16 protein-coding genes and 1 tRNA gene are annotated in these 19,779 nt (G+C 65.4%); 2 read left to right on the top strand and 15 right to left on the bottom strand.

What is annotated here, in order from left to right:
• Positions 1 to 3: 3 nt before the first annotated feature.
• The 3 genes from J3U06_RS01075 to J3U06_RS01065 form a co-directional block, all read right to left on the bottom strand.
• Positions 4 to 1,575, bottom strand: a complete 1,572-nt coding sequence (locus J3U06_RS01075) for an acyl-CoA carboxylase subunit beta (protein ID WP_267444062.1) — start codon at positions 1,573 to 1,575, stop codon at positions 4 to 6.
• A complete protein-coding gene (locus J3U06_RS01070) occupies positions 1,572 to 3,407 on the bottom strand; it encodes an acetyl/propionyl/methylcrotonyl-CoA carboxylase subunit alpha (protein WP_267444061.1) in 1,836 nt (611 codons plus the stop codon). Before J3U06_RS01070 ends, J3U06_RS01075 begins: the two co-directional genes overlap by 4 nt.
• A gap of 64 nt (positions 3,408 to 3,471) precedes the next feature.
• Positions 3,472 to 4,233, bottom strand: a complete 762-nt coding sequence (locus J3U06_RS01065; RefSeq protein WP_267444060.1) for a biotin--[acetyl-CoA-carboxylase] ligase — start codon at positions 4,231 to 4,233, stop codon at positions 3,472 to 3,474.
• A 522-nt stretch (positions 4,234 to 4,755) separates the two neighbouring features.
• On the opposite strand from J3U06_RS01065, the gene J3U06_RS01060 reads away from it, so the two are divergent.
• Complete coding sequence (locus J3U06_RS01060) at positions 4,756 to 6,648, top strand: DUF6020 family protein (protein ID WP_267444059.1); 1,893 nt, start codon at positions 4,756 to 4,758, stop codon at positions 6,646 to 6,648.
• A complete protein-coding gene (locus J3U06_RS01055; RefSeq protein ID WP_267444058.1) occupies positions 6,645 to 7,877 on the top strand; it encodes a PucR family transcriptional regulator in 1,233 nt (410 codons plus the stop codon). The genes J3U06_RS01060 and J3U06_RS01055 overlap by 4 nt, the downstream gene beginning before the upstream one ends.
• 90 nt (positions 7,878 to 7,967) lie before the next feature.
• Here J3U06_RS01055 and rplA read toward each other — a convergent pair whose 3' ends face one another.
• From rplA to dapE, 12 genes are all read right to left on the bottom strand, one after another.
• Positions 7,968 to 8,657 carry a 50S ribosomal protein L1 gene (rplA, locus tag J3U06_RS01050; protein WP_029678147.1) on the bottom strand — a complete coding sequence of 230 codons (690 nt, stop codon included), beginning with the start codon at positions 8,655 to 8,657 and terminating at the stop codon, positions 7,968 to 7,970.
• A gap of 64 nt (positions 8,658 to 8,721) precedes the next feature.
• Positions 8,722 to 9,153, bottom strand: coding sequence for a 50S ribosomal protein L11 (gene rplK, locus J3U06_RS01045; RefSeq protein WP_015022451.1), 432 nt, complete (start codon positions 9,151 to 9,153; stop codon positions 8,722 to 8,724).
• Positions 9,154 to 9,291: 138 nt separating this feature from the next.
• Positions 9,292 to 10,134, bottom strand: a complete 843-nt coding sequence (nusG, locus tag J3U06_RS01040) for a transcription termination/antitermination protein NusG (RefSeq protein WP_267444057.1) — start codon at positions 10,132 to 10,134, stop codon at positions 9,292 to 9,294.
• Positions 10,135 to 10,164: 30 nt separating this feature from the next.
• Positions 10,165 to 10,389, bottom strand: a complete 225-nt coding sequence (gene secE / locus J3U06_RS01035) for a preprotein translocase subunit SecE (protein ID WP_024626851.1) — start codon at positions 10,387 to 10,389, stop codon at positions 10,165 to 10,167.
• Positions 10,390 to 10,433: 44 nt separating this feature from the next.
• A tRNA-Trp gene (locus J3U06_RS01030) sits at positions 10,434 to 10,509 on the bottom strand.
• 120 nt (positions 10,510 to 10,629) lie between these two features.
• Positions 10,630 to 11,838, bottom strand: a complete 1,209-nt coding sequence (locus tag J3U06_RS01025) for a pyridoxal phosphate-dependent aminotransferase (RefSeq protein WP_267444437.1) — start codon at positions 11,836 to 11,838, stop codon at positions 10,630 to 10,632.
• Positions 11,839 to 11,881: 43 nt separating this feature from the next.
• Positions 11,882 to 13,024 carry a glutamate 5-kinase gene (proB, locus tag J3U06_RS01020; protein ID WP_267444056.1) on the bottom strand — a complete coding sequence of 381 codons (1,143 nt, stop codon included), beginning with the start codon at positions 13,022 to 13,024 and terminating at the stop codon, positions 11,882 to 11,884.
• Positions 13,021 to 14,700, bottom strand: coding sequence for a GTPase ObgE (gene obgE, locus J3U06_RS01015; protein WP_267444055.1), 1,680 nt, complete (start codon positions 14,698 to 14,700; stop codon positions 13,021 to 13,023). The genes proB and obgE overlap by 4 nt, the downstream gene beginning before the upstream one ends.
• 129 nt (positions 14,701 to 14,829) lie before the next feature.
• Positions 14,830 to 15,081 (bottom strand): 50S ribosomal protein L27, encoded by a 252-nt coding sequence (rpmA, locus tag J3U06_RS01010; protein WP_015022457.1) that lies wholly within the window; start codon positions 15,079 to 15,081, stop codon positions 14,830 to 14,832.
• A gap of 32 nt (positions 15,082 to 15,113) precedes the next feature.
• Entirely contained in the window at positions 15,114 to 15,422 is a 309-nt protein-coding gene (rplU, locus tag J3U06_RS01005; protein ID WP_024626855.1) for a 50S ribosomal protein L21, read from the bottom strand.
• Positions 15,423 to 15,577: 155 nt separating this feature from the next.
• Positions 15,578 to 18,280, bottom strand: coding sequence for an Rne/Rng family ribonuclease (locus J3U06_RS01000; protein WP_416378916.1), 2,703 nt, complete (start codon positions 18,278 to 18,280; stop codon positions 15,578 to 15,580).
• A 179-nt stretch (positions 18,281 to 18,459) separates the two neighbouring features.
• Positions 18,460 to 19,689 (bottom strand): succinyl-diaminopimelate desuccinylase, encoded by a 1,230-nt coding sequence (dapE, locus tag J3U06_RS00995; protein WP_267444053.1) that lies wholly within the window; start codon positions 19,687 to 19,689, stop codon positions 18,460 to 18,462.
• Between the last annotated feature and the right edge of the window lie 90 nt (positions 19,690 to 19,779).

Here is a 19,779-nt window from a genome sequence, read left to right as displayed (position 1 = left end):
AGATCACAGAGGCTGATTGCCGTGGTGCTTGTCGTTGACCCTGACGCGCTGCTTGTCTGCCAGGAGGTCCATGGCCTGGATCAGGACCGGTCTGGTCTGCTCCGGGTCGATCATGCCGTCCAGCTCGCCCATCTCCAGGGAGAGGTTGGCGTTGACGGTGCTGGTTTCGTACTCCTGGGCCAGCCGGCTGCGCAGCTCATCCACGTCCCGGCCGGCCTCCTTGGCCTCCTGCAGGTCGCGCCGGTGGATGATGTTGACCGCTCCCTGGGCTCCCAGCACTGCGATCTGCGAGGAGGGCCAGGCGTAGTTGAGATCCGCGCCGATGGCCTTGGAGCCCATGACGATGTAGGAGCCGCCGAAGGCCTTGCGTAGCACAATGGTGACCATGGGCACCTGGGCGTTGGCGTAGGAATAGATGACCTTGGCCCCACGACGGATGATGCCGGCGTGCTCCTGGTCCGAGCCCGGCTTGTAGCCAGGGGTGTCCACCAGGGTGATGACCGGCAGGTTGAAGGCGTCGCAGAGTCGGACGAAACGGGCCAGCTTCTCAGAGGATTCCGCATCCAGGCTGCCCGCGTCCACCATGGGCTGGTTGGCCACGATCCCCACCGGCCGGCCCTCCAGGCAGGCGAAGCCCACCACGACGGACCTGGCGTAGAGCTCCTGGACCTGGACCAGCTCGCCGTAATCGACGATGGCGTGGATGACGTCCAGCACATCGTAGGGCTGCCGGTCGTTCTCAGGGATGACCGTGGCCAAACGTTTGGCGGCCTGGCGCTCGGCATGGCCGGAGATGAAGGCGTACCGGGGAGGCTCCTGTGCGCTGTTGGAAGGCAGGTAGGCCAGCACGGTCCGGGCGTAGTCGATGGCGTCGGCCTCGTCCTCACCCAGGTAGTGGGCCACGCCGGAACGGGTGTTGTGCACGTAGCCTCCGCCCAGCTGGTCCATGCTGATGGTCTCGCCGGTGGCAGCCTTGACCACGTCGGGACCGGTGACGAACATGTCCGAGTTCTCCTTGGTCATGATGATCAAATCGGTCAGGGCCGGGCAGTAGACGGCACCGCCGGCACAGGGCCCCAGGATCAGGGAGATCTGCGGGACGAATCCGCTGGCCTGGCAGGTCTTGCGGAAGATGTGGCCGTACTGGGTCAGAGCGGCCACACCCTCCTGGATGCGGGCGCCTCCCGAGTCGATCATGGCCACGATGGGGACCTTGATCCTCAGGGCCATATCCATGAGCCGGCAGATCTTCTCGCCCTCGGCCCGGCCCAGGGTGCCGCCCTGAACAGAGAAGTCCTGAGCGTAGACGCCGACCTTGCGCCCGTAGACCAGGCCGAAACCGGTGATGACTGCAGAGCCCGCTCGATCCCCGGCGATGTCACCGCCGGCGAAGCGGCCCACCTCCTCGAAGGTGTCCTTATCGAAGAGCAGGTCCAGGCGTTCCCGGGCAGTCTGCTTGCCCCTGGCATGCTGACGGTCGCGGGCGTGCTCCTCAGCCTGTTTGGCCAGGGCGGCGGCCCGATGGATGCCCTGGCGCACCGGCTGGGAGCCCAAGGTGGATTCGGTGGCGCTCATGCCTGATCCTCCCCTCCCAGATCCAGGGTGACCAGGGTCTGGCCCGGATCCACCCCCTGGGCCACGGACACATCGATGGCCTTCACGCGGCCCTTGGCCGGGGCATAGACGTAGTTCTCCATCTTCATGGACTCCAGCACCACCAGCAGGTCGCCCTTGTCCACCTCCTGGTCGGGGGCCACGTTGATGCGGGTGACCACCGCCTGCATGGTGGCCACTATAACGCCGGACCGGGCTGCGTCCTGCCGGGGTGCGCAAGGCTCCTGATCTCGCAGCCCGCGCCCTCGCAGGGGCTGCCTGGGCCTGGAAATGCCGCCGTGGCCGCCGACTCCACCCATGCCTCCCAGCAGTGACTGGGGCAGGGAAAGCTTGACCCGCTTGTCGTCGATCTCCACGTTGTAGGTCTCCATGGGATTACTGTCCCGGTCCTGTTCCTGGGCGGAGGCGCTGGAGACCGAGGCGGGCTGGCCGCTGCCGTTGGAGGCAGGCTCCACGTTCAGGTAGACCCGTTCCAGCCACTTGGTGGACACATCGAAGGAGTGCCCATCCTCGGCAGTGAACTCAGGATTGGTGAAGATCTTCTGGAAGAGGCCGGCCGGGGTGGGAACCCCGCTGATGCTCATCTCGCGCAGGGCCCGACGAACCCTGGCCACAGCCGCCGGACGGTCCTGGGCGGTCACGATCAGCTTGCCCATCATGGAGTCGTCCCTAGGTGAGACCGTGTCGCCCACCTCGACGCCCGAATCCACGCGGATGCCGGGGCCGGAGGGCCACTGAATCGACTCGATGGTCCCTGAGCTGGGGGTCAGGTTGGTGGCCGGATCCTCGCTGGTGATGCGCAGCTCGAAGCTGTGGCCGCGGGGCGGAGGCGCCACGTTCAGGGAGCCGCCGTCAGCGATCCGCAGCTGCTCGCGGACCAGGTCCAGCCCGCAGACCTGCTCGCTGACCGTATGTTCCACCTGCAGCCGGGGGTTGACCTCCATGAAGTAGACGTCGTCTCTGGGTGTGACCAGAAACTCGCATGTGCCCAAGCCCACGTAGCCCACCGTGTCGAACAGGCGGCGGGAGAATCCCTCCAGCTGGGCGATCACGTCGTCGGACAGGAAGGGGGCCGGGGCCTCCTCCACCAGCTTCTGGTTGCGTCGCTGGACCGAGCAGTCCCTGGTGGAGTAGACGGTGAACTGGCCGTGGCTGTCCCTGCCGGATTGGGTCTCCACGTGCCGGGCCCGGTCCACGAACTTCTCGATGAAGTAGTCGCCCAGGTCGCCGCCCTGAAGGGCATCATGGTTCATGTAGAAGGTGCGCAGCTCATCGCTGTCGTTGATCAGGGTGATCCCTCGGCCGCCGCCGCCGTCAGCCTTCTTCATCATGACCGGATAGCCATGCTCGTCGGCGAAGTCCAGCAGGGGACGCATGTCGGTGACGGGCTCGCTCAGGCCCGGCACCACGGGCACCCGGGCCCGCTCGGCCACCTTGCAGGCGGTGATCTTGTCACCCAACTCGTCCAGGACCTCCGGATCCGGCCCCACCCAGGTGATGCCCGCCTCAATCACCTTCCGCGCGAAGGAGGAGAACTCGGACAGGAAGCCGTAGCCCGGGTGGAGGGCATCAACGCCGGCCCGGCGGGCGATGGAGACGATCAGATCCTCGTTCAGATAGGTCTCCATGTTGGTGTCCCCAGGCAAGAGGTAGGCCTCGTCCGCCATCTGGGCATAGGGGGCATCCCGATCCTGGTCGGCGTAGACGGCCACAGTGGCGATGCCCATCTCCTGGGCGGTGCGCACAACCCGCAGGGCTATCTCGCCGCGGTTGGCGATCAGCAGTTTTTTCATTCCCCTCTCCTCACTGGTTGCACAAGGGTGATTGAACTGGCGGAAAACATGGACAGGCTGGGGATTAGGCCCCCACAGCGGCCACTTCAGGCAGGACTCCCACGTCGGCGGTGGACACGTCAACTTGGCTGCCGTCGGGCAACTGCACCCGTAGGGAGGCGTCCGGATTGATCTTCAGGGCACGGCCTTCCACGGGCTCACCGGCCACGGGAACGACCCTGACCCGCCTGCCCAATGTCCAGCTGAGCGTGGCAATCCGCGAACGCAGCCCCTGGGGCCCGTTCAAGGACCTGTCCAGCGACCCGTCAACGCCGAGGGGGGCCATCTCCCCGCTCAGGCGCCAGCTGATGGCGTCGACCAGATCGTCGCGCAAGGTCTGGTAATCGGGCAGGTCTTGGTAGTGGAGCTGCAGGGAGGTGGACTCCACAATAGGCAACGCCTGCCGAGGCAGGAACAGGTTGATGCCAACGCCGACAGCCAAGGCCGACCAGTCCTGATCCACCCGGACCAGCTCACAGAGGATGCCTCCCAGCTTGGCCCCGCGGCAGAACAGATCGTTGGGCCACTTGAGCATCAGGACCTCTTCAGGGTCGCCGCCGTCAGCCAGCAGGCAACGGTGGTACCCAAGCACGTCCTGCAGGCCTTCCAGAGCGGCTAACCCCGCCACCATGGGCATCCATCCGCCAAAGGGTCCAGCCAGCAGGCTGGTGGGCAGCGGCAAGGCCCAAGTGGCCAGCAAGGAACGTCGGGGCTGATTGACCCAGGTTCGGGCAAGACGACCGCGGCACCGGGACTGCGCATCGGCAACCGCTACGCTCAGCGGCATGGTGCTCCCCCCGGCGCCCGGCCATCGCCGAATACCTTTACTTGCGACTCTTCCCTCGTACCTTGTAGTCGTAGAAACACCCTGACAGGCATTTTTTCGAGGCGTATCTTCGGCTTTTCCCCTTGTGCCAGAGGCCAGTCCCTTCACGGTCTCCGTGCTCGTTGTCGATTCACTGCCCCCAAACAGCCGCTCGACCCGGTCGCGCGCATCCGAATACGTCGAGGCCTCCAGAGCATGAGCCACGAGCGTATTGGTCGAATCGACGGTGTCGAGCACCACGATCGAGGAGAGTACGCCACTGTCCAGCGATGCCGATGGCTGCCACTTGATATTCTGGTGAGGCACGCGTTCCACTATACGGCACAAGGGGTCAGCCCCGGTAGCGGACCACCCACAAAAGCGACGGCCGGTTTTTGTATCTTTTCACAGGAGATCCTTGGACATCTCTGAGCGCATCCTCGGGCGAGCACTGGATAAAATGGGGGAACCGTCCACCAGGCATGACCCGCGAAAGGGGTTCTTTTGAACGCAGAAAGCGGAAGGGCGCAACCGAGAGAGACGGGCGAGCAACCTGTACAGACGTCAGCCTTACAGACCGGAAGGCCTGGTTCCCGTGCATCCCGGACCGTCGGCCTGGTCCTGGCCCTGCTGGCCTGCCTCTGGATTGCCTGCTGCACCGGTCTGGGCCCCCTCTACCGTCAGCAGGGTTCGCTGACACAGGTGGGCCTGCCCCAGGTGCTGATCATGCTGGGGACCCTGGCCGTCTGCCTGATCCTGGTCCTGGCCTGCCGCCGGATTTCACTGGGTTGCGAACCCCCCCGGATGCCACAGCGCTTGACCGCCCTGGCACAGCGCCCGTGGATGCGTGCCTACGCGGCCTTCATCACCAGACAAACCAGCGGCTGGCGACCCATCATGCGTCTGCTCCTGCTGGGCTGGGCCTGGGCCTTCCTTACCCTGCTGGCCGCCTACGGGGCCGACCTGTACGCGCAGGCCCAGGAATGCGCCAACTTCCTGGCCCAGCTGCAGGGCGATCAGCCCCCCTACGGCGGCAATGCCTTCACCCAGATGGACGTCTATCCCATCGGCCACTACCTGTGGCCAGGGCACCCCGCCTTCCTGACCGACCAGCACAACATGGTGCTGACCTTGTTCTACGGAATGACCATCATGGCCTCCAACCATTTGACCGGATCCTATGATGCGGGCATCGTGCTTCTGGCAGGGCTGCAGGTTGTCTTCGCGGCCTTCTGCTGCGCCGTCACAGCCGATCGCTTCCTGCGCGGCGACAAAACTGAACATGTCGGTGCCCTGGCCCGCACCCTGGTCATGCTCTTCTTCCTCTTCTCCCCCTTCGTGGTCTTCAGCACCTTCAGCCTGACCAAGTCCCCCCTCTTCGCCTTCGCCTTCATCTGGTGGTTCGGCATCTGGCACCAGCTGGAGTCAGGAGGCAAGAACTTGCCACTCCATACCAGCCAAGCGGCCCGGTTGCGGCCCGGCCTCGCCTTGAGCACCCTGATTATGCTGATCAGCGCCAAGTACGCCCTCTACATCATTCTGGCCCAGCTGGTCCTGGCCCTGATCATCCACCGCCGCCAGTGGGCCACCATCCTAATAGGACTCCTGCTGCCCCTGGTCCTGTTCACAGGGGTGACCGGGGCCCTGACGGCCACAGGGACAGTCATCCAGGGTGACCCTGTAGAGAGCCGCAGCATCCAGCTGCAGCAAATCGCCCGGGTGGCCAAGCTCAACCCCCGAGGGGTTCCGGCCCAGGCAAGGGCCGACCTTGAGCCCATCATGGACCTGGATAATGCCGCCATCCAATACACCCCCTGGGAGGCCGACCGGGTCAAGTCCTCGGGCAACCAGCCCAAACTGATCGTCTATCGCTGGAGGACCGTCACGCCCGAGCAGTTGTCCCGGCTGAACCGAGCCTGGCTTCAGGTGGGACTGCGCAACCCGGTGATTTACCTGGATGCCTTCATGGCCGAGTCCTACGGCTACTTCGACCCCGGCGACCCTGCCTACGTGGCCATGTCCTACTATCTGAACAACGGCTACGTGCAGAATTCGGGCTCCTGGCTGGCGGCCTGGTGCCACAACTGGCGCAACGGGGTGACCGGATTCGTCAGAACCTGGGCCGACACCCCCCTGCTGGGCCTGGTGGCACGGGCCAACTTCTGGGTGGTGGCCGCCCTGCTGCTGATCATGGCCCGTCTGGCTGCCGGCCGCTGGCGCGGGGCCCTGTGCTGGTTCCCTCTCCTGTTGATCATGGGGGTCATGATCACCGCCCCCGCCAACAACTTCGAACGGCACATGCTGCCGGTGGACATGGTGGTGCCCTTCCTGATCCTGGACATGGTCCGGCAGAGCCGTCGTGCCCGCGTCGAAAACCCGATGGACCGGCCGACATGATCGGCCAGTCGAAGCGGTCCAGGCCGCAGGACGACGACCCTGCAGAAGCGCAGCAAGGTCACCAGGCACCTGACGCCTCCGATGCCGCCGTGGAGCAGATTCTGCGGAAGACACTGGACCATCTGGAGGAGGCGCTGCCCTGGGCCAGGTCCCTGCCCGCCGATGGCCGCAGAACCTTGGAGGGGGCCATACGAACAGCTCTGGACGACCTGCTCTCCCGACTTGACACCCCAGGCACAGAAGGCAGCGAAATCCCCTCCCCCGTACCAGCCGAGCTCTCCCGGAGCCTGGGCTCGCACCGGGCCATGGAGCTGACCCGACTCATTCTGGACATGCTTGAGGAGGCCGGCCGGACCATGGGTGCCGAGGGGGAGCGGTCCACGCTGGTCTACACCTGTCATGCCGCCACCTCAGCAGCCGCTCTCTACGCCGATCTGGCCGAGGCAAGGAACGGGCGCAATGCCGCAACGGAGTCCAGGATCATCCGGCATGTGACTGAGAAAGCGGCGGACACACGCACTGTTGACGATTTGGCCCGGCTGGGCTGGCCGACCGAATTCGACTGCTTCGCCGTCGCTGGCGAGGCCCGGTGCAACGATGAGGGACAGGGCATGGAGAACGCACGCCAGCCCATACACACCACGGCGGCCCGTCAAGGCGGCAGGGCTCTGGTGGGCGAGAGCGAGGGGCTCATGGTGGTCCTGATCGACCCCAACCGCTCGGGCACACCGACCGACTTCTGCGCGTCCATCCTGCGCTTCTTCGCCGACGAGTCAGCTGTCTGCATGGGGCCCCTGAACCATGGGATCTCCGGTGCGGGAGCCTCCATCCGAGCCGCCCTGAGCACGCACGCGGCGGCCCCGGCAGTGGCCGACCCCATCACCGCCGCCCTGCCCAGGCCACTGCACGCCGACGACCTGCTGCCCGAACGAGCCCTCAACGGGGACACAGACGCTGCCGACCAGCTTTACCAGGAAGTCTATCTGAGCCTGGCCGGGCAGGATCCGGACGGGCCTCTGCCGATCACCCTGCTCACCTTCCTGCGCTCTGGCAACTCGCTGGAGCTCACCGCAAAGAAGCTGGGCATCCATCCCAACACCGTGCGCTACCGGCTCAGGCGCTGTGTGGAGGTGACCGGCTGGGACGCCATGGACCCACGGGAATCCTTCGTCCTCCAGGCGGCCCTGATCATCGGCAGAATCCGCAGATCGCATCCGCGCGCCGACTGACTGCTGCCCGACCGACTGCCGCCAGACCAAGATATAAAAAGGGCGGGGACCCGGAGGTCTCCCGCCCTGGAAGCTTACAGCAGAACCGGCTCAGAGCACCGCGATGTCCAGGGGAACGCCCGGGCCCATGGTGGTGGTGACGGTGGCCTTGGTGATGTAGCGGCCCTTCACCGTGGCCGGCTTCAGGCGCTTGATCTCCTCATCGACCGCGTGGAAGTTCTCCTCCAGAGCCTGCTGCTCAAAGGAGACCTTGCCCACGGGGAAGCTCAGGTTGCCGTTCTTATCCACACGGAACTCGATACGTCCAGCCTTGATCTCGGTGACCGCCTTGGCCACATCCATGGTCACGGTGCCGGTCTTGGGGTTGGGCATGAGGCCACGGGGACCCAGCACGCGGCCCAGACGGCCGACCTTGCCCATCATGTCGGGGGTAGCCACCACGGCATCGAAGTCCAGGTAGCCGCCGGCGACCCTAGTCACCAGCTCGTCGTCGCCCACCTCGTCGGCTCCGGCCTCGGCGGCTGCAGTCGCCTGGGGACCACGAGCGAAGACCAGAACGCGCACGGTCTTGCCGGTGCCGTTGGGCAGGCTGACGGTGCCGCGGACCAGCTGGTCGGCCTTGCGGGGATCCACGTTCAGACGGTAGACGGCCTCTACGGTCTCGTCAAACCCGCGCTTGGGCATGCTCTTGAGCAGGGCGATGCCCTCCTCAGGGGTGTACAGGTTGGTGCGATCGACCTTCTCGGCCGCCTCGCGGTACTTCTTGGAACGCTTGGTCATCTGCTTCTCCTATCAGCAGTCGCGGTGCGGGCAAGCGTATGCCCTACCGCTCACAACAAAAATTTCAGTCGGTGACGGTGATGCCCATGGAACGGGCGGTGCCTTCGATGATCTTCATCCCGGCCTCGACGTCACGGGCCGACAGATCCTCCATCTTGGTCTGGGCGATCTCGCGGACCTGGGCCTTGGTGACGGATCCCACCTTGGTAGTCAGCGGGTTGCCGGCACCCTTGGAGACACCGGCGGCCTTGCGCAACAGGTCGGCTGCCGGCGGAGTCTTGGTGATGAAGGTGAAGGAACGATCCTCGTAGACGGTGATGATGCAGGGGATGACCTGGCCCATCTTGTCCTTGGTGGCATCGTTGTACTGCTTGCAGAAGTCCATGATGTTCACGCCGTGGGAGCCCAGTGCGGGACCCAGCGGGGGCGCAGGATTGGCCTTGCCGGCCTCTATCTGCACCTTGATCAGCGCGGTGACTTTCTTCTTTGCAGCCATATGCTGGTTCTTCTTTCTACGAAGCGGTGATGTCGGAGACCATGGATCCCCTCCCGCAACCTGTTCTTTCCAAATGCGCTCCACAGGAGAGCACAAGCTTCATGATTATCGCATTGACCGAGGACCGACCGAAGGCTTTCAGGCGATCTTTTCGACTTGGTCGAAGCCCAGCTCCACAGGGGTGTCCCTGCCGAAGATGGAGACCAGAACGGTCAGCTTCTGGGTGGTGGGCTCCACGTCGGAGACCACGGCAGCCATGGTGGCGAAAGGCCCTTCGGTGACGGTGACCTGATCGCCAACGGCATAGGAGACCTCCACCGTGCGCTTCTTGGCGGCCTCGGGCTTGTCTCCAGCGGCCTTCAGGGCCTCGGAGGCGATCATGGGGGCCATCATCTGGACGACCTCCTTGCGGGTCAGCGGGGCCGGCTCCTTGTTGGGGCCGACGAATCCGGTGACGCCCTCGGTGTCGCGGATGATGCGGCGGGCGTTCTCGTCGGGCCACATGCGAATCAGCACGTAGCCAGGCACACGCACACGGGTGACGACCTTCTTGCCCTTGTCGGTGTGCTTCTCGACCTCCTCCATGGGAATCTCCACCTGGAAGACCTTGTCCTCCAAGCCGAAGGAGGCCACGCGGGACTCCACGTTGGCCTTGACGCGCTTCTCGTAGCCGGAGTAGGTGTGCAGAACATACCACTTGCCCTCGAGGGTGCGCAGCTTCTTAGAGAACTCGTCCACGGCACGCTGACCGGGATCCTCCTGGTCGGGCTGGTCGCCGGAATCGGAAGAATCGTCCTGAGTGTCCTTGGCCTGGGCGGATTCGGCGGGTGTGCTGTCCTGCTCGGCCTGCTCCGAAGAGGTTCCGAGCTGCTGATCCTGGACCTGGGCATCCTCCTGCGTGGGGGCATCATCGGATGCCGACGGGGCCGACTCAGCGGCCTGATCGGGGTCCAGTCCCTCTCTGGTCAGATCATCACTCATGGATCACTCCACCTTCTACCTTGTCACAGCTCAGCCGAATATCAGGAAGGCCAGTTTGCCCAGTCCGAAGTCCATTACGGTTACGAAGATCATCAGCAACAGCACGAAGATGAAAACCGCCACGGACCAGCCCACCAGCTCCTTGCCCGTGGGAGTCACCACCTTGCGGATCTCATCGATGACCTGCTTGATGAAGAGCCCGATACGCATGAAGAAGTTCGGCCTGGCTTCCTCAGCCCCATCCTTCTGTGCCATGGTCATCCGTCCTTCGTTTGTTCTGCACCATCTGCTGCAAGCCTTGGCAGGGAAGGCGGGACTCGAACCCACAACCTACGGTTTTGGAGACCGTTGCGCTACCAATTGCGCCACTTCCCTATCGGAACTTCCCACCAGCCTACTCGGCAGGGAGGAAAAACCGCCAAATCTCGAGTTTAGCCTAAAGGACGGATTGCGTCCAACCGTGTTGCCCCAACAGCATTTCGCCCAAGATCAGGATCAGGCACCGACCCAGTGCGCAAGGCGCCTCATACCCTCGGCCAGGTCCTCGTCAGCCAGCGCGTAGGAGAAACGCAGGCAGCCGGGCGCGCCGAAGGCCTCGCCTGGTACGGCCGCTACCTGGATCTGCTCCAGAATGACCTCGGCCAGCTCGCCCGAGGTAGCGCAGATCGTTCCTTGTGGACCCACTGGACGATTCAGCAGACCGGTCACGTCAGCAAAGGCATAGAAAGCGCCCAAGGGTTCAGGACAGGTCACCCCCTCCATGGCGTTCAGGGCATCCACAATGGCCTGTCGACGCAGGGCAAAGGCCGACCGCATGGCTTCCACGTCCTCCAGACCGCCGGTCAGGGCAGCCAGGGCCGCCTGCTGGGAGACGTTGGCCACGTTGGAGGTCATGTGCCCCTGAAGCTTGGCAGCCGCCTGGGCCACCGGCAGGGGAGCGACCAGCCAGCCCACCCGCCAGCCTGTCATGGCATAGGTTTTGGCCACGCCGTTGACCACGATCAGCTGATCGCGCACCTGGGGCACCAGAGCGCCCGGATAGGGGGTATGCGCCCCCTGGTAGGTCAGGTGCTCATAGATTTCGTCGCTGATCACCCAGATCTGGTGTTCGATGGCCCAGCGATCCACGGCAGCCACCAGGCCGGCGTCCCAGATCGCCCCGGTTGGGTTGGCGGGCAGGTTGAGGATGATGGCACGGGTGCGCTCGGTTCGGGCCGTCTCCAGCTGCTCCAGGCTGGGGATATAGCCCTGGTCGGCTCCGCTGAGCACCGGTACCGGATGGCCGCCAGCCAGCAGAACCATCTGGGGATAGCTGGTCCAGTAAGGGGCAGGAATGATGACCTCATCGCCGGGGTTCAGCAGGATCTGGAAGGTCTCATAGACGGCCTGCTTGCCGCCGTTGGTGACCACCACCTGATCCGGGTCGATTCGATAGCCCGAATCGCGCAGGGTCTTGTCGGCGATGGCCTGCTTCAGCTGGGGCAGACCAGCCGTGGGCGTATAGCGGTGGTTGCGCGGGTCCAGACAGGCGCGGGCCGCCGCCTGCACGATGTGGTCAGGCGTGGGAAAGTTGGGTTCGCCGGCACCGAAGCTGATCACATTCATGCCCTGGGCCTTCATGGCCTTGGCTTTTGAATCCACGGCCAGAGTGGCACTGGGGGCCACTGCGTCTATGCGTCTGCTCAGGGTCTGCCATTGCGCCATAGTCATGCTGCCATGCTACCGCCCAGCACCCCCAGGGCTGTGCTCAGACCAGTACCAGAGAGTCCCGATGCACCAGCGGGTGGGCATAGTGGGCGCCCAGTAGGCGGCGGAGCTCCTTGGTGTTGAGGCCCAGCATGTCCTGGGCCTCCTCGGAATCGTAGCCGGACAAGCCCTTGGCCACCTGGCGTCCAGACTCATCGTGGATCCAGACCGGATCCCCGGCAGAGAACTCGCCCTGGACCGACCTGGCACCAGCCGCCAGCAGGCTGGCCCGACCGCCGCGCAAAGCTTTGACAGCCCCCTGATCCACCAGATAGCCGCCCCGGGGACGGGAGGCGAACTTGATCCAGAGCCGATGCGAGGAGCCCCGCGGACGGATGGGGGCGAAGAGGGTGCCCACCCGGTCGCCAGCCAGGGCAGGGCCTGCAAGATCGGCGCGGGTCAGCACCACAGGCATGCCGGAGGCCGCAGCAATCCGCGCCGCCTCCAGTTTGGTGGACATGCCCCCGGTCCCCAGACCGGAGACGGACCCCTGGGCATCCACCTGATCCATGATGGCCGCCACATCGGGCACAAAGCCGATTCTGCGGGCCCCTGGCCTGGAGGGGGGCTCGGTGTAGAGGGCATCCACGTCAGTCAGCAGGACCAGCGCGTCGGCGCTGACGATGTTGGCGATCAGGGCCGAAAGGTGGTCGTTGTCGCCGAAGCGGATCTCGTTGCTGGCCAGGGCATCGTTCTCATTGACGATGGGGATGACCCCCAGATCCAGCAGACGGCAGAGCGTGCGTCGGGCGTTGCGGTACTGGACGGCATGGGTGGTGTCGCGGGCGGTGATCAGAATCTGGCCCACACGCAGGCCATAACGGGCGAAGGCAGTCTCATACTGGGCCAGGAGCAGACCCTGGCCCACTGAGGCCGTGGCCTGCTGGGTGGCCACGTCGTCAGGGCGTTGGTCAAACCCCAGGGTGCCGAAGCCGGCCGCGATGGCCCCGGAGGTAACCAGAACCAGGCGGGCGCCATTCACAGCAGCCGAGGCCAGGGCGCCTACCAACGAACGCAGGCGGCCAAGGTCCAGGTGCCCGTGGGGATCGGTCAGGGAGCTGGAACCTACCTTGACCACCATGGTGCGGGCCTGGGCCACCCGGGAACGGACCGCGGCCTCGTCGGATTCCTCCCCGTCGGTCATTGCCCGGCCTCTTCCGAACTGGCGGTATCCGTATCCCCGCGCCCCAGCAGGCCCTGCCTGTCGTGGGGATCGTCATCCACGGAGGGATCGGCCCAGTGACCCTGGCGCCGTTCCTGCTCCATGACCTGACGCACCGCCTGCCTGGCGTCCATCATCTGATGGTACTGGCGGCGGCGTTCGCTGTTGGTGCGGCGGCGGTTGAGCCCCTGGCTCTCCTCCAGCCGCAGGTCGCGGCCCCGGGCCACCTGGGGGGTGCCATCCAGCATTTCGGCACCGGCCGCCACGCTCGGGTCCCAGTCGAAAGCCACCGCATCGTCGCCAGGACCGATGCGAACCTCGTCCCCAGGTCTGGCTCCGGCCTTGCGCAGGGCATCCTCCACACCCATCCGGGCCAGGCAGTCGGCCAGATAGCCCACGGCCTCCTCGTTGTCGAAGTTGGTTTGGCGAACCCAGCGCTCGGGCTTGGCACCGCAGACCCTGAACCAGGTCTGTCCGGATCGGGTCTGATGCCGCTCAAGGGTGAAGTCCCCAGACTGGTCGCCGCTCCTGCGCCGCCGCTCCAGGGGGCGGATGACCACGCGCTCCTCCTGCCTGGCCTCCTGCTGCTCACGCAGCTGCCTGCGCAGACGATCCACCAGACCGGCCAGGTAGTAGCCCAGTTCCTTGAGCCCCTGATGCGAGGCTGTGGAGACTATGAAGACCTTGAGGCCCAGGGCTTCGAAGTCGGGACGGACGAATTCGGCCAGTTCGCGTGCCTCCGGCAGATCGGCCTTGTTGAGGATGATCACCCTGGGCCGCTCCGCCATGGGGATGACCCCCAGCGGAAGCTCCAGGCGGTCGGCGTAGCGGGACAGCTCCTCCTCCAGGGCCCGATAGTCGCTCATGGGATCCCGATCAGGCTCCAGAGTGGCGCAATCGATGACGTGGGCGATGATCTCGGTGCGCTCGATGTGCCGCAGAAACTCCAGCCCTAGGCCCTTGCCCTGGGAGGCTCCCGGGATCAGCCCTGGCACGTCGGCCATAGTGAAGCGGCTCTCCCCTGCCTGGACCACGCCCAGGTTGGGCACCAGGGTGGTGAATGGATAGTCGGCGATCTTGGGCCTGGCCGCGCTCATGGCTGCTACCAGGCTGGACTTGCCTGCGCTGGGGAAACCCACCAAGGCCACGTCGGCGATGGATTTGAGCTCCAGCACCAGGTCACGCTCCTGCCCCGGATCCCCCAGCAGGGCGAAGCCGGGAGCCCGCCTGGCCTTGGTGGCCAGGGAGCGGTTGCCCAGTCCGCCCACGCCGCCCTGGGCCGCCACGAACCGGTCCCCCGCATGGGCCAGGTCAGCCAGGCGCTCGCCCGGCTGCTTGCGCTCGCCTTGGCCTCCCTTGGCGGTGAAGACCACGGTACCCACCGGCACCGGCAGAATCAGATCCTGGCCACGGCTGCCGTCCTTGTCGCCGCCCAGACCCATGGTGCCCGACTCGGCCTGGCGGTGCGGCAGAAAGCGGTAGTCCAGCAGGCTGGTGGCGTTGGCGTCGGCCTGAAGAATGACCGAGCCGCCCTGGCCGCCGTCGCCCCCATCGGGCCCGGCCAGGGGCTTGTACTTCTCGCGGCGGATGGAGGACGCCCCATTGCCGCCGTCGCCACCCTTGACATGGACGGTGACCTGATCCACAAATGCGCTCATAGGGGCCCATGGTACTCAATCCGGCCTGACATGCGGCCCCTGAGAGCTGAATGCCCGGCATCTTCATACATATGCAAAAGGCCACCCCCATGACAGGGATGGCCTTTGGCCGATGCCGATAAAGAGCAATCAGGCGGTAAGCACGTCAACGACCTTGCGGTCGCGCCGGTTGGCGAACCGAACGGTTCCGTCCGTCAGGGCGAAGAGGGTGTGGTCCTTGCCCAGGCCGACGTTCTGGCCGGGATGGAACTTGGTGCCACGCTGGCGAACGATGATGTTGCCGGCCACTACGGCCTCGCCGCCGAACTTCTTGACGCCCAGGTACTGTGCATTCGAATCGCGCCCGTTGCGTGAGCTGGACGCGCCCTTCTTATGTGCCATGTCTGGTTCCTTTCCTACCTCGACCTAGGCCCTCAGGCGATGGCCGTGATCTTGACCACGGTCTGCTTCTGGCGGTGACCCTTGCGGCGCGCCACGCCGGTCTTGTTCTTGAACTTCTGGATGTTGATCTTGGGGCCCTTGGCCTCGTCGTCCACGACCTCGCCCTTGACGGAGATCTTGGCCAGATCCTTGGCGGCCATGGTCACCTTGGATCCGTCGACGACCAGCGCGACCGGAAACTCGACCGACTCGCCCTTTCTGGCAGCCAGACGGTTGACCGTGATCTGGTCACCGACCTCGACCTTCTCCTGATGGCCTCCGGCCTTCACAATCGCGTACATAGCCCTACCTTGCCTGTTGTCCAAAGCTGTATGCGCCCGGCATCCGAGTCCTGCCATGCAATTGACGAACCCGTCCAGACACCAGCTAACCAGTATAGAAGCAAACACACCGCGTCGTCAAATGTGCCTGCCCCGCCGACAAAACGAAATTCAGTTTATGACTCCTTGGCGACATCCGCCGTCTCAGCCTGGGCGTCGTCCTCGTCCGACGCCGCCTGGGCCGCCGCAGCGATCCTGGCCAGCTTGGCCTTGACTGCAGGCGTCGAGCCGGTGGACAGGGTCTCCTTGGCAGAGGAGCCATGACCATGCTTGTTGGTCTTGACGAAGGGGTCGCCGCCCTTGACCGCATAGGGGTCGGCATAGGAGGCGGAGATGGTCGGCTTGTCGTGGAGGATGAAGCCTCGGCCGTGGCAGGTGGGGCACTCCTCGGAGAAGGCCTCGACCAGCCCCTGGCCCACCCGCTTGCGGGTCATCTGGACCAGCCCCAGGGAGGTGACCTCGGCCACCTGATGCTTGGTGCGGTCCCGGGCCAGGCACTCCACCAGGCGGCGCAGGACCAGGTCGCGGTTGGCCGGCATGACCATATCCACATAGTCGATCATGATCATGCCGCCGATGTCGCGCAGGCGCAGCTGCCGGGCGATCTCCTCGGAAGCCTCCAGGTTGCAGCGGGTCACCGTCTCCTCCAGGGACTTGCCCTTGCCGATGAAGCGGCCCGTGTTCACATCGATGGTGGTCATGGCCTCGGTGCGGTCGATGACCAGGGAGCCGCCGGAAGGCAGGTAGACCTGACGCTCCATGCCCTTGCGCAGCTGGCTGTCGATGCTCCAGCGGTCGAAGACATCCTTGCCCTGGTGCTCGGCAGGGTCCCAGTGCTCAAGCTTCTCCTCCAGGTCGGGGGCCATGGTCTCCAGGTAGTTGCGGACCCGCTCGTAGACCCCTTCCCCCTGGACCACCAGCTTGGCGAAATCATCGTTGAAGATGTCGCGGACCACGCGGATGGCCACGTCCGGCTCGCCCTGCAGGAGCTTGGGGCGCTTGCCGTGCAGGAACTCCTTGCGCTTGTCCTCGATCTTGCTCCACTGACGCTGCAGGTTCTCCAGATCCTTGGTCAGGGCCTCCTCGCTGGCCCCCTCGGCCGCGGTGCGGATGATGACGCCCATGTCCTTGGGAGCCACCCTGGAGACGATGCTCTTGAGGCGGGAACGCTCGCGGTCGGGCAGCTTGCGGCTGACGCCGGTCATGCCGCCCGAGGGCACCAGGACCAGGAAGCGGCCGGCCAGCGTGACCTGCGAGGTCAGCCGGGCGCCCTTGTGGCCGATGGGATCCTTGGTGACCTGGACCAGCACGGGGTCGCCGGACTTGAAGGCCAGCTCGATCCGGCGGGGCTGGCCCTCCAGGCGGGTGGAGTCCCAGTTGACCTCGCCGGCATAGAGCACGCCGTTGCGGGCCTGGCCTATGTCCACGAAGGCGGCCTCCATGCTGGGCAGGACGTTCTGGACCCGGCCCAGGTAGATGTTGCCGACAGTGGAGACCTCCTGGATGTCGGAGACATAGTGCTCGACCAGGATGTCGTCCTCGATGACCGAGATCTGGGTGTGGTGCTCCTTCTCGCGCACCACCATCAGACGGTTGACGTTTTCACGGCGGGCCAGGAAGTCCTGCTCGACCAGCTGGGACTGACGGGAGCGCTCGCGGCGGTTGTCCCGTCGACGCTGCTTTTTGGCCTCCAGGCGGGTGGAGCCCTCCACGTCAGTGATTTCGTCAATATACTGCTGCTTGCGGGAACGGCGGGTGCCGGACACCTCCGGCTCGCCCTCAGCGGACTTAGCACCCCTGCGACGACGGCGACGACGGGTCAGCGGGGCCTCGTCCTCATCATCCTTGTCCTTCTCCTGCTCGTGCCCGCGATGGCGACGACGGGTGGAAACGGACTTCTCAGCGTCCTCCTCGTCGCCCTTGGCACGGCGGCGACGACGGGTGCGGGTGCCGGACTCCTGCGGCTCCTCGTCCTGCTCCTGGTCCTCGTCGACCACGAAGGTGATACCCTCATGGTCCAGATCCTCCTCGATGCGCTCCACCTCGTCGGCGGCCCTGCGCTCCTCGGCGTTGAGCCTGCGGGAACGGCGTGAACCGCCCTCCGAAGTGTTCCTGGACCTGCTGCGGCGAGAGGTCTTGGGCGACTGCTCGGCATCCTCGTCCTCATCATCCCGTTCTTCGCGCCCATCATGCTCGGGCCGGGAGGCGGGTATGACGGGCTCCTGGAAGAGCAGGGATGTCATAGGACGGGGACGGGAGGCGCGCGGGCGCTCATCCTGCTCCTCGGCCTTCCGGCCTGCCCTCTGGCTGCGGCCCGAGGTCAGTGCCTCCACAGCCTCAATGGCACGCTCCTGACGCTCCTGATCAGGTTCACCCTCCTGGGCATGCTCCTCATCGCGTCGGCGGGCAGCAGTGCGGGTGCGACGACGAGTGGTCGTCCTGGTCGGCTTGGACTCGCTCTCATCCACCTGGACGTCCTGATCGACCGACTGATCCTCCTTGGGCTTGCGGGTGCGACGGCGACGGGTGGCGGAGGGCTTGGACTCGTCGTCCTCCTCCTTGGCCTTGCGAGAGGCCTTGCGCTTCTCGGCCTCGACCTTCACGGGCACGTCGGCGCCGGCGGCGCCGGCCACTCTGACCACGCGCCGTCCAGCACGGCGACGGGTGCCGGAGCCAGCGGTCTGCTCGACCTGCCGTTCCTGCCCATCCCTGGTGGCGGACCTATTATCCTGGGTATCCTCAGTATTCGTTTTTTCGGGCACAATGCTCCTTGCGGCACGCCGCCTCGCGCCGCTCTCACGGTTCCGATCCGTCCTCACGCTGCACTCTCACTGCAGCCGCGCACCTGCGTGCGCCCGATCGAAACGCCTTGGCAAAAAGTCTTCCTGACGCAGGCGGACACCGACGCCCGCACGGATCACTGGGTCTCCGTCCGGGGGGATCAACGCCTACGCTGCAAGTGGTCAGGCAGAACCACCGTCCTCTAGTATGTCACAGATCAGCGGCCATCAGGTCCATTGAGCCACTCGACCAGTATGGCTTCCAACCGAACCAGGTCATCCAGGGGCACCTGTTCGTCGGCCTTGTGGGCCAGCAGGGGGTCCCCCGCCCCCAAATTGACAGCCGGTAGGCCAAGGGCTGAAAACCGCGCCACATCGGTCCATCCCAGTTTGGCGCGAGGCTGCTGACCCGTGGTCCGGGCGACCAGGTCCGCCAGCGAACGCGCCCAAGGCGAGTCCAGACCAGGACGGGCCGCGGGCGATTCGTCGCACATGCGCACCGAAAATCCCTGGAAGACTCCGCCCAGGGCCACATGCTCGCCATTGCCGAGCTCGGCGCCCGTCCCCTGGCCCATCATCAGCTCCTTGGCCTGGGACAGGCTCTTGTCGGGGGCGAACCGGTAATTGACGTGCACCCGGCAACGGTCGGGGATGACGTTGGTGCCCAGGCCGCCCTCGATCATGGTGGCGTTGAGCCCTTCCCGATAGTCCAGGCCATCCACCTTCACCGTGGCCGGACGGTACTGCTCCAGCCGGTTCAGAATGGGTGCGGCAGCGTGGATGGCGTTGCTGCCCATCCAGGCCCGGGCGGAATGGGCCGTCGTCCCGTGGGTGATCAGGTCGAAGCGCATGGTTCCGTTGCAGCCGGCCTCGATGGCACAGTCGGTGGGCTCGCCGATGATGGCGAAATCCCCTCGCACCCAGTCAGGATGGGCAGCCACCACCCGGCCCAGCCCGTTCAGATCGGCCTGGACCTCCTCATGGTCGTAGAAGACAAAGGTCAGGTCATAGACCGGCTCCTGCAGGGTGAGCGCCAGGTGAAGGAAGACGGCATCTGAAGCCTTCATGTCGGCGGCGCCCCGGCCATGCAGCACCCGGGATCCGGGGTGGGCGGCAGCCAGGTCGGCGCGGATGGCCGGGTCGCCGGGCTCCAGCCAGCGCGGGGGCAGGTTCCCATCCACGGGGACAGTGTCCAGATGACCGGCAAGGACGATGCGGTGGGGACGGCCCAGCTGGGTGGAGGCCACGACCGTGTCGCCCAGCCGTCGAACCAAGAGGTCAGCCCTTGACGACAGGGCCCGCTGGACGGCATCAGCCAGGGTGCGCTCCTGGCCGCTGACCGAGTTCAGGGCGGTCATGGACTCCAGTATCCTTGCCAGGGCCCGGGCAGGTTCAGCCCCCTGTACGCCGGCGAGAAGATCAATATCGGTCTGTGTGTTCTTGGCCATAGTGCCATGCTAGCGGGCTGGGAATCGCAGGTGGACTTGCAGCCGCAAGCATGAGGCCCGGGTGGCACAATGGGGACGACAGAAGCGGTG

Origin of the sequence: Bifidobacterium sp. B4142, assembly GCF_026537325.1 — a bacterium.
In the GTDB taxonomy this organism is placed as follows: domain Bacteria; phylum Actinomycetota; class Actinomycetes; order Actinomycetales; family Bifidobacteriaceae; genus Bombiscardovia.
This window is presented reverse-complemented; position numbering and strand designations above follow the sequence as displayed.

What these genes read in the sequence shown, in the direction of transcription:
- J3U06_RS01075 (WP_267444062.1), bottom strand. Translation starts at nt 1,575, where the DNA reads ATGAGCGCCACCGAATCCACCTTGGGCTCCCAGCCGGTGCGCCAGGGC.
- J3U06_RS01070 (WP_267444061.1), bottom strand. Translation starts at nt 3,407, where the DNA reads ATGAAAAAACTGCTGATCGCCAACCGCGGCGAGATAGCCCTGCGGGTT.
- J3U06_RS01065 (WP_267444060.1), bottom strand. Translation starts at nt 4,233, where the DNA reads ATGCCGCTGAGCGTAGCGGTTGCCGATGCGCAGTCCCGGTGCCGCGGT.
- J3U06_RS01055 (WP_267444058.1), top strand. Translation starts at nt 6,645, where the DNA reads ATGATCGGCCAGTCGAAGCGGTCCAGGCCGCAGGACGACGACCCTGCA.
- rplA (WP_029678147.1), bottom strand. Translation starts at nt 8,657, where the DNA reads ATGACCAAGCGTTCCAAGAAGTACCGCGAGGCGGCCGAGAAGGTCGAT.
- rplK (WP_015022451.1), bottom strand. Translation starts at nt 9,153, where the DNA reads ATGGCTGCAAAGAAGAAAGTCACCGCGCTGATCAAGGTGCAGATAGAG.
- nusG (WP_267444057.1), bottom strand. Translation starts at nt 10,134, where the DNA reads ATGAGTGATGATCTGACCAGAGAGGGACTGGACCCCGATCAGGCCGCT.
- secE (WP_024626851.1), bottom strand. Translation starts at nt 10,389, where the DNA reads ATGGCACAGAAGGATGGGGCTGAGGAAGCCAGGCCGAACTTCTTCATG.
- J3U06_RS01025 (WP_267444437.1), bottom strand. Translation starts at nt 11,838, where the DNA reads ATGGCGCAATGGCAGACCCTGAGCAGACGCATAGACGCAGTGGCCCCC.
- proB (WP_267444056.1), bottom strand. Translation starts at nt 13,024, where the DNA reads ATGACCGACGGGGAGGAATCCGACGAGGCCGCGGTCCGTTCCCGGGTG.
- obgE (WP_267444055.1), bottom strand. Translation starts at nt 14,700, where the DNA reads ATGAGCGCATTTGTGGATCAGGTCACCGTCCATGTCAAGGGTGGCGAC.
- rpmA (WP_015022457.1), bottom strand. Translation starts at nt 15,081, where the DNA reads ATGGCACATAAGAAGGGCGCGTCCAGCTCACGCAACGGGCGCGATTCG.
- rplU (WP_024626855.1), bottom strand. Translation starts at nt 15,422, where the DNA reads ATGTACGCGATTGTGAAGGCCGGAGGCCATCAGGAGAAGGTCGAGGTC.
- dapE (WP_267444053.1), bottom strand. Translation starts at nt 19,689, where the DNA reads ATGGCCAAGAACACACAGACCGATATTGATCTTCTCGCCGGCGTACAG.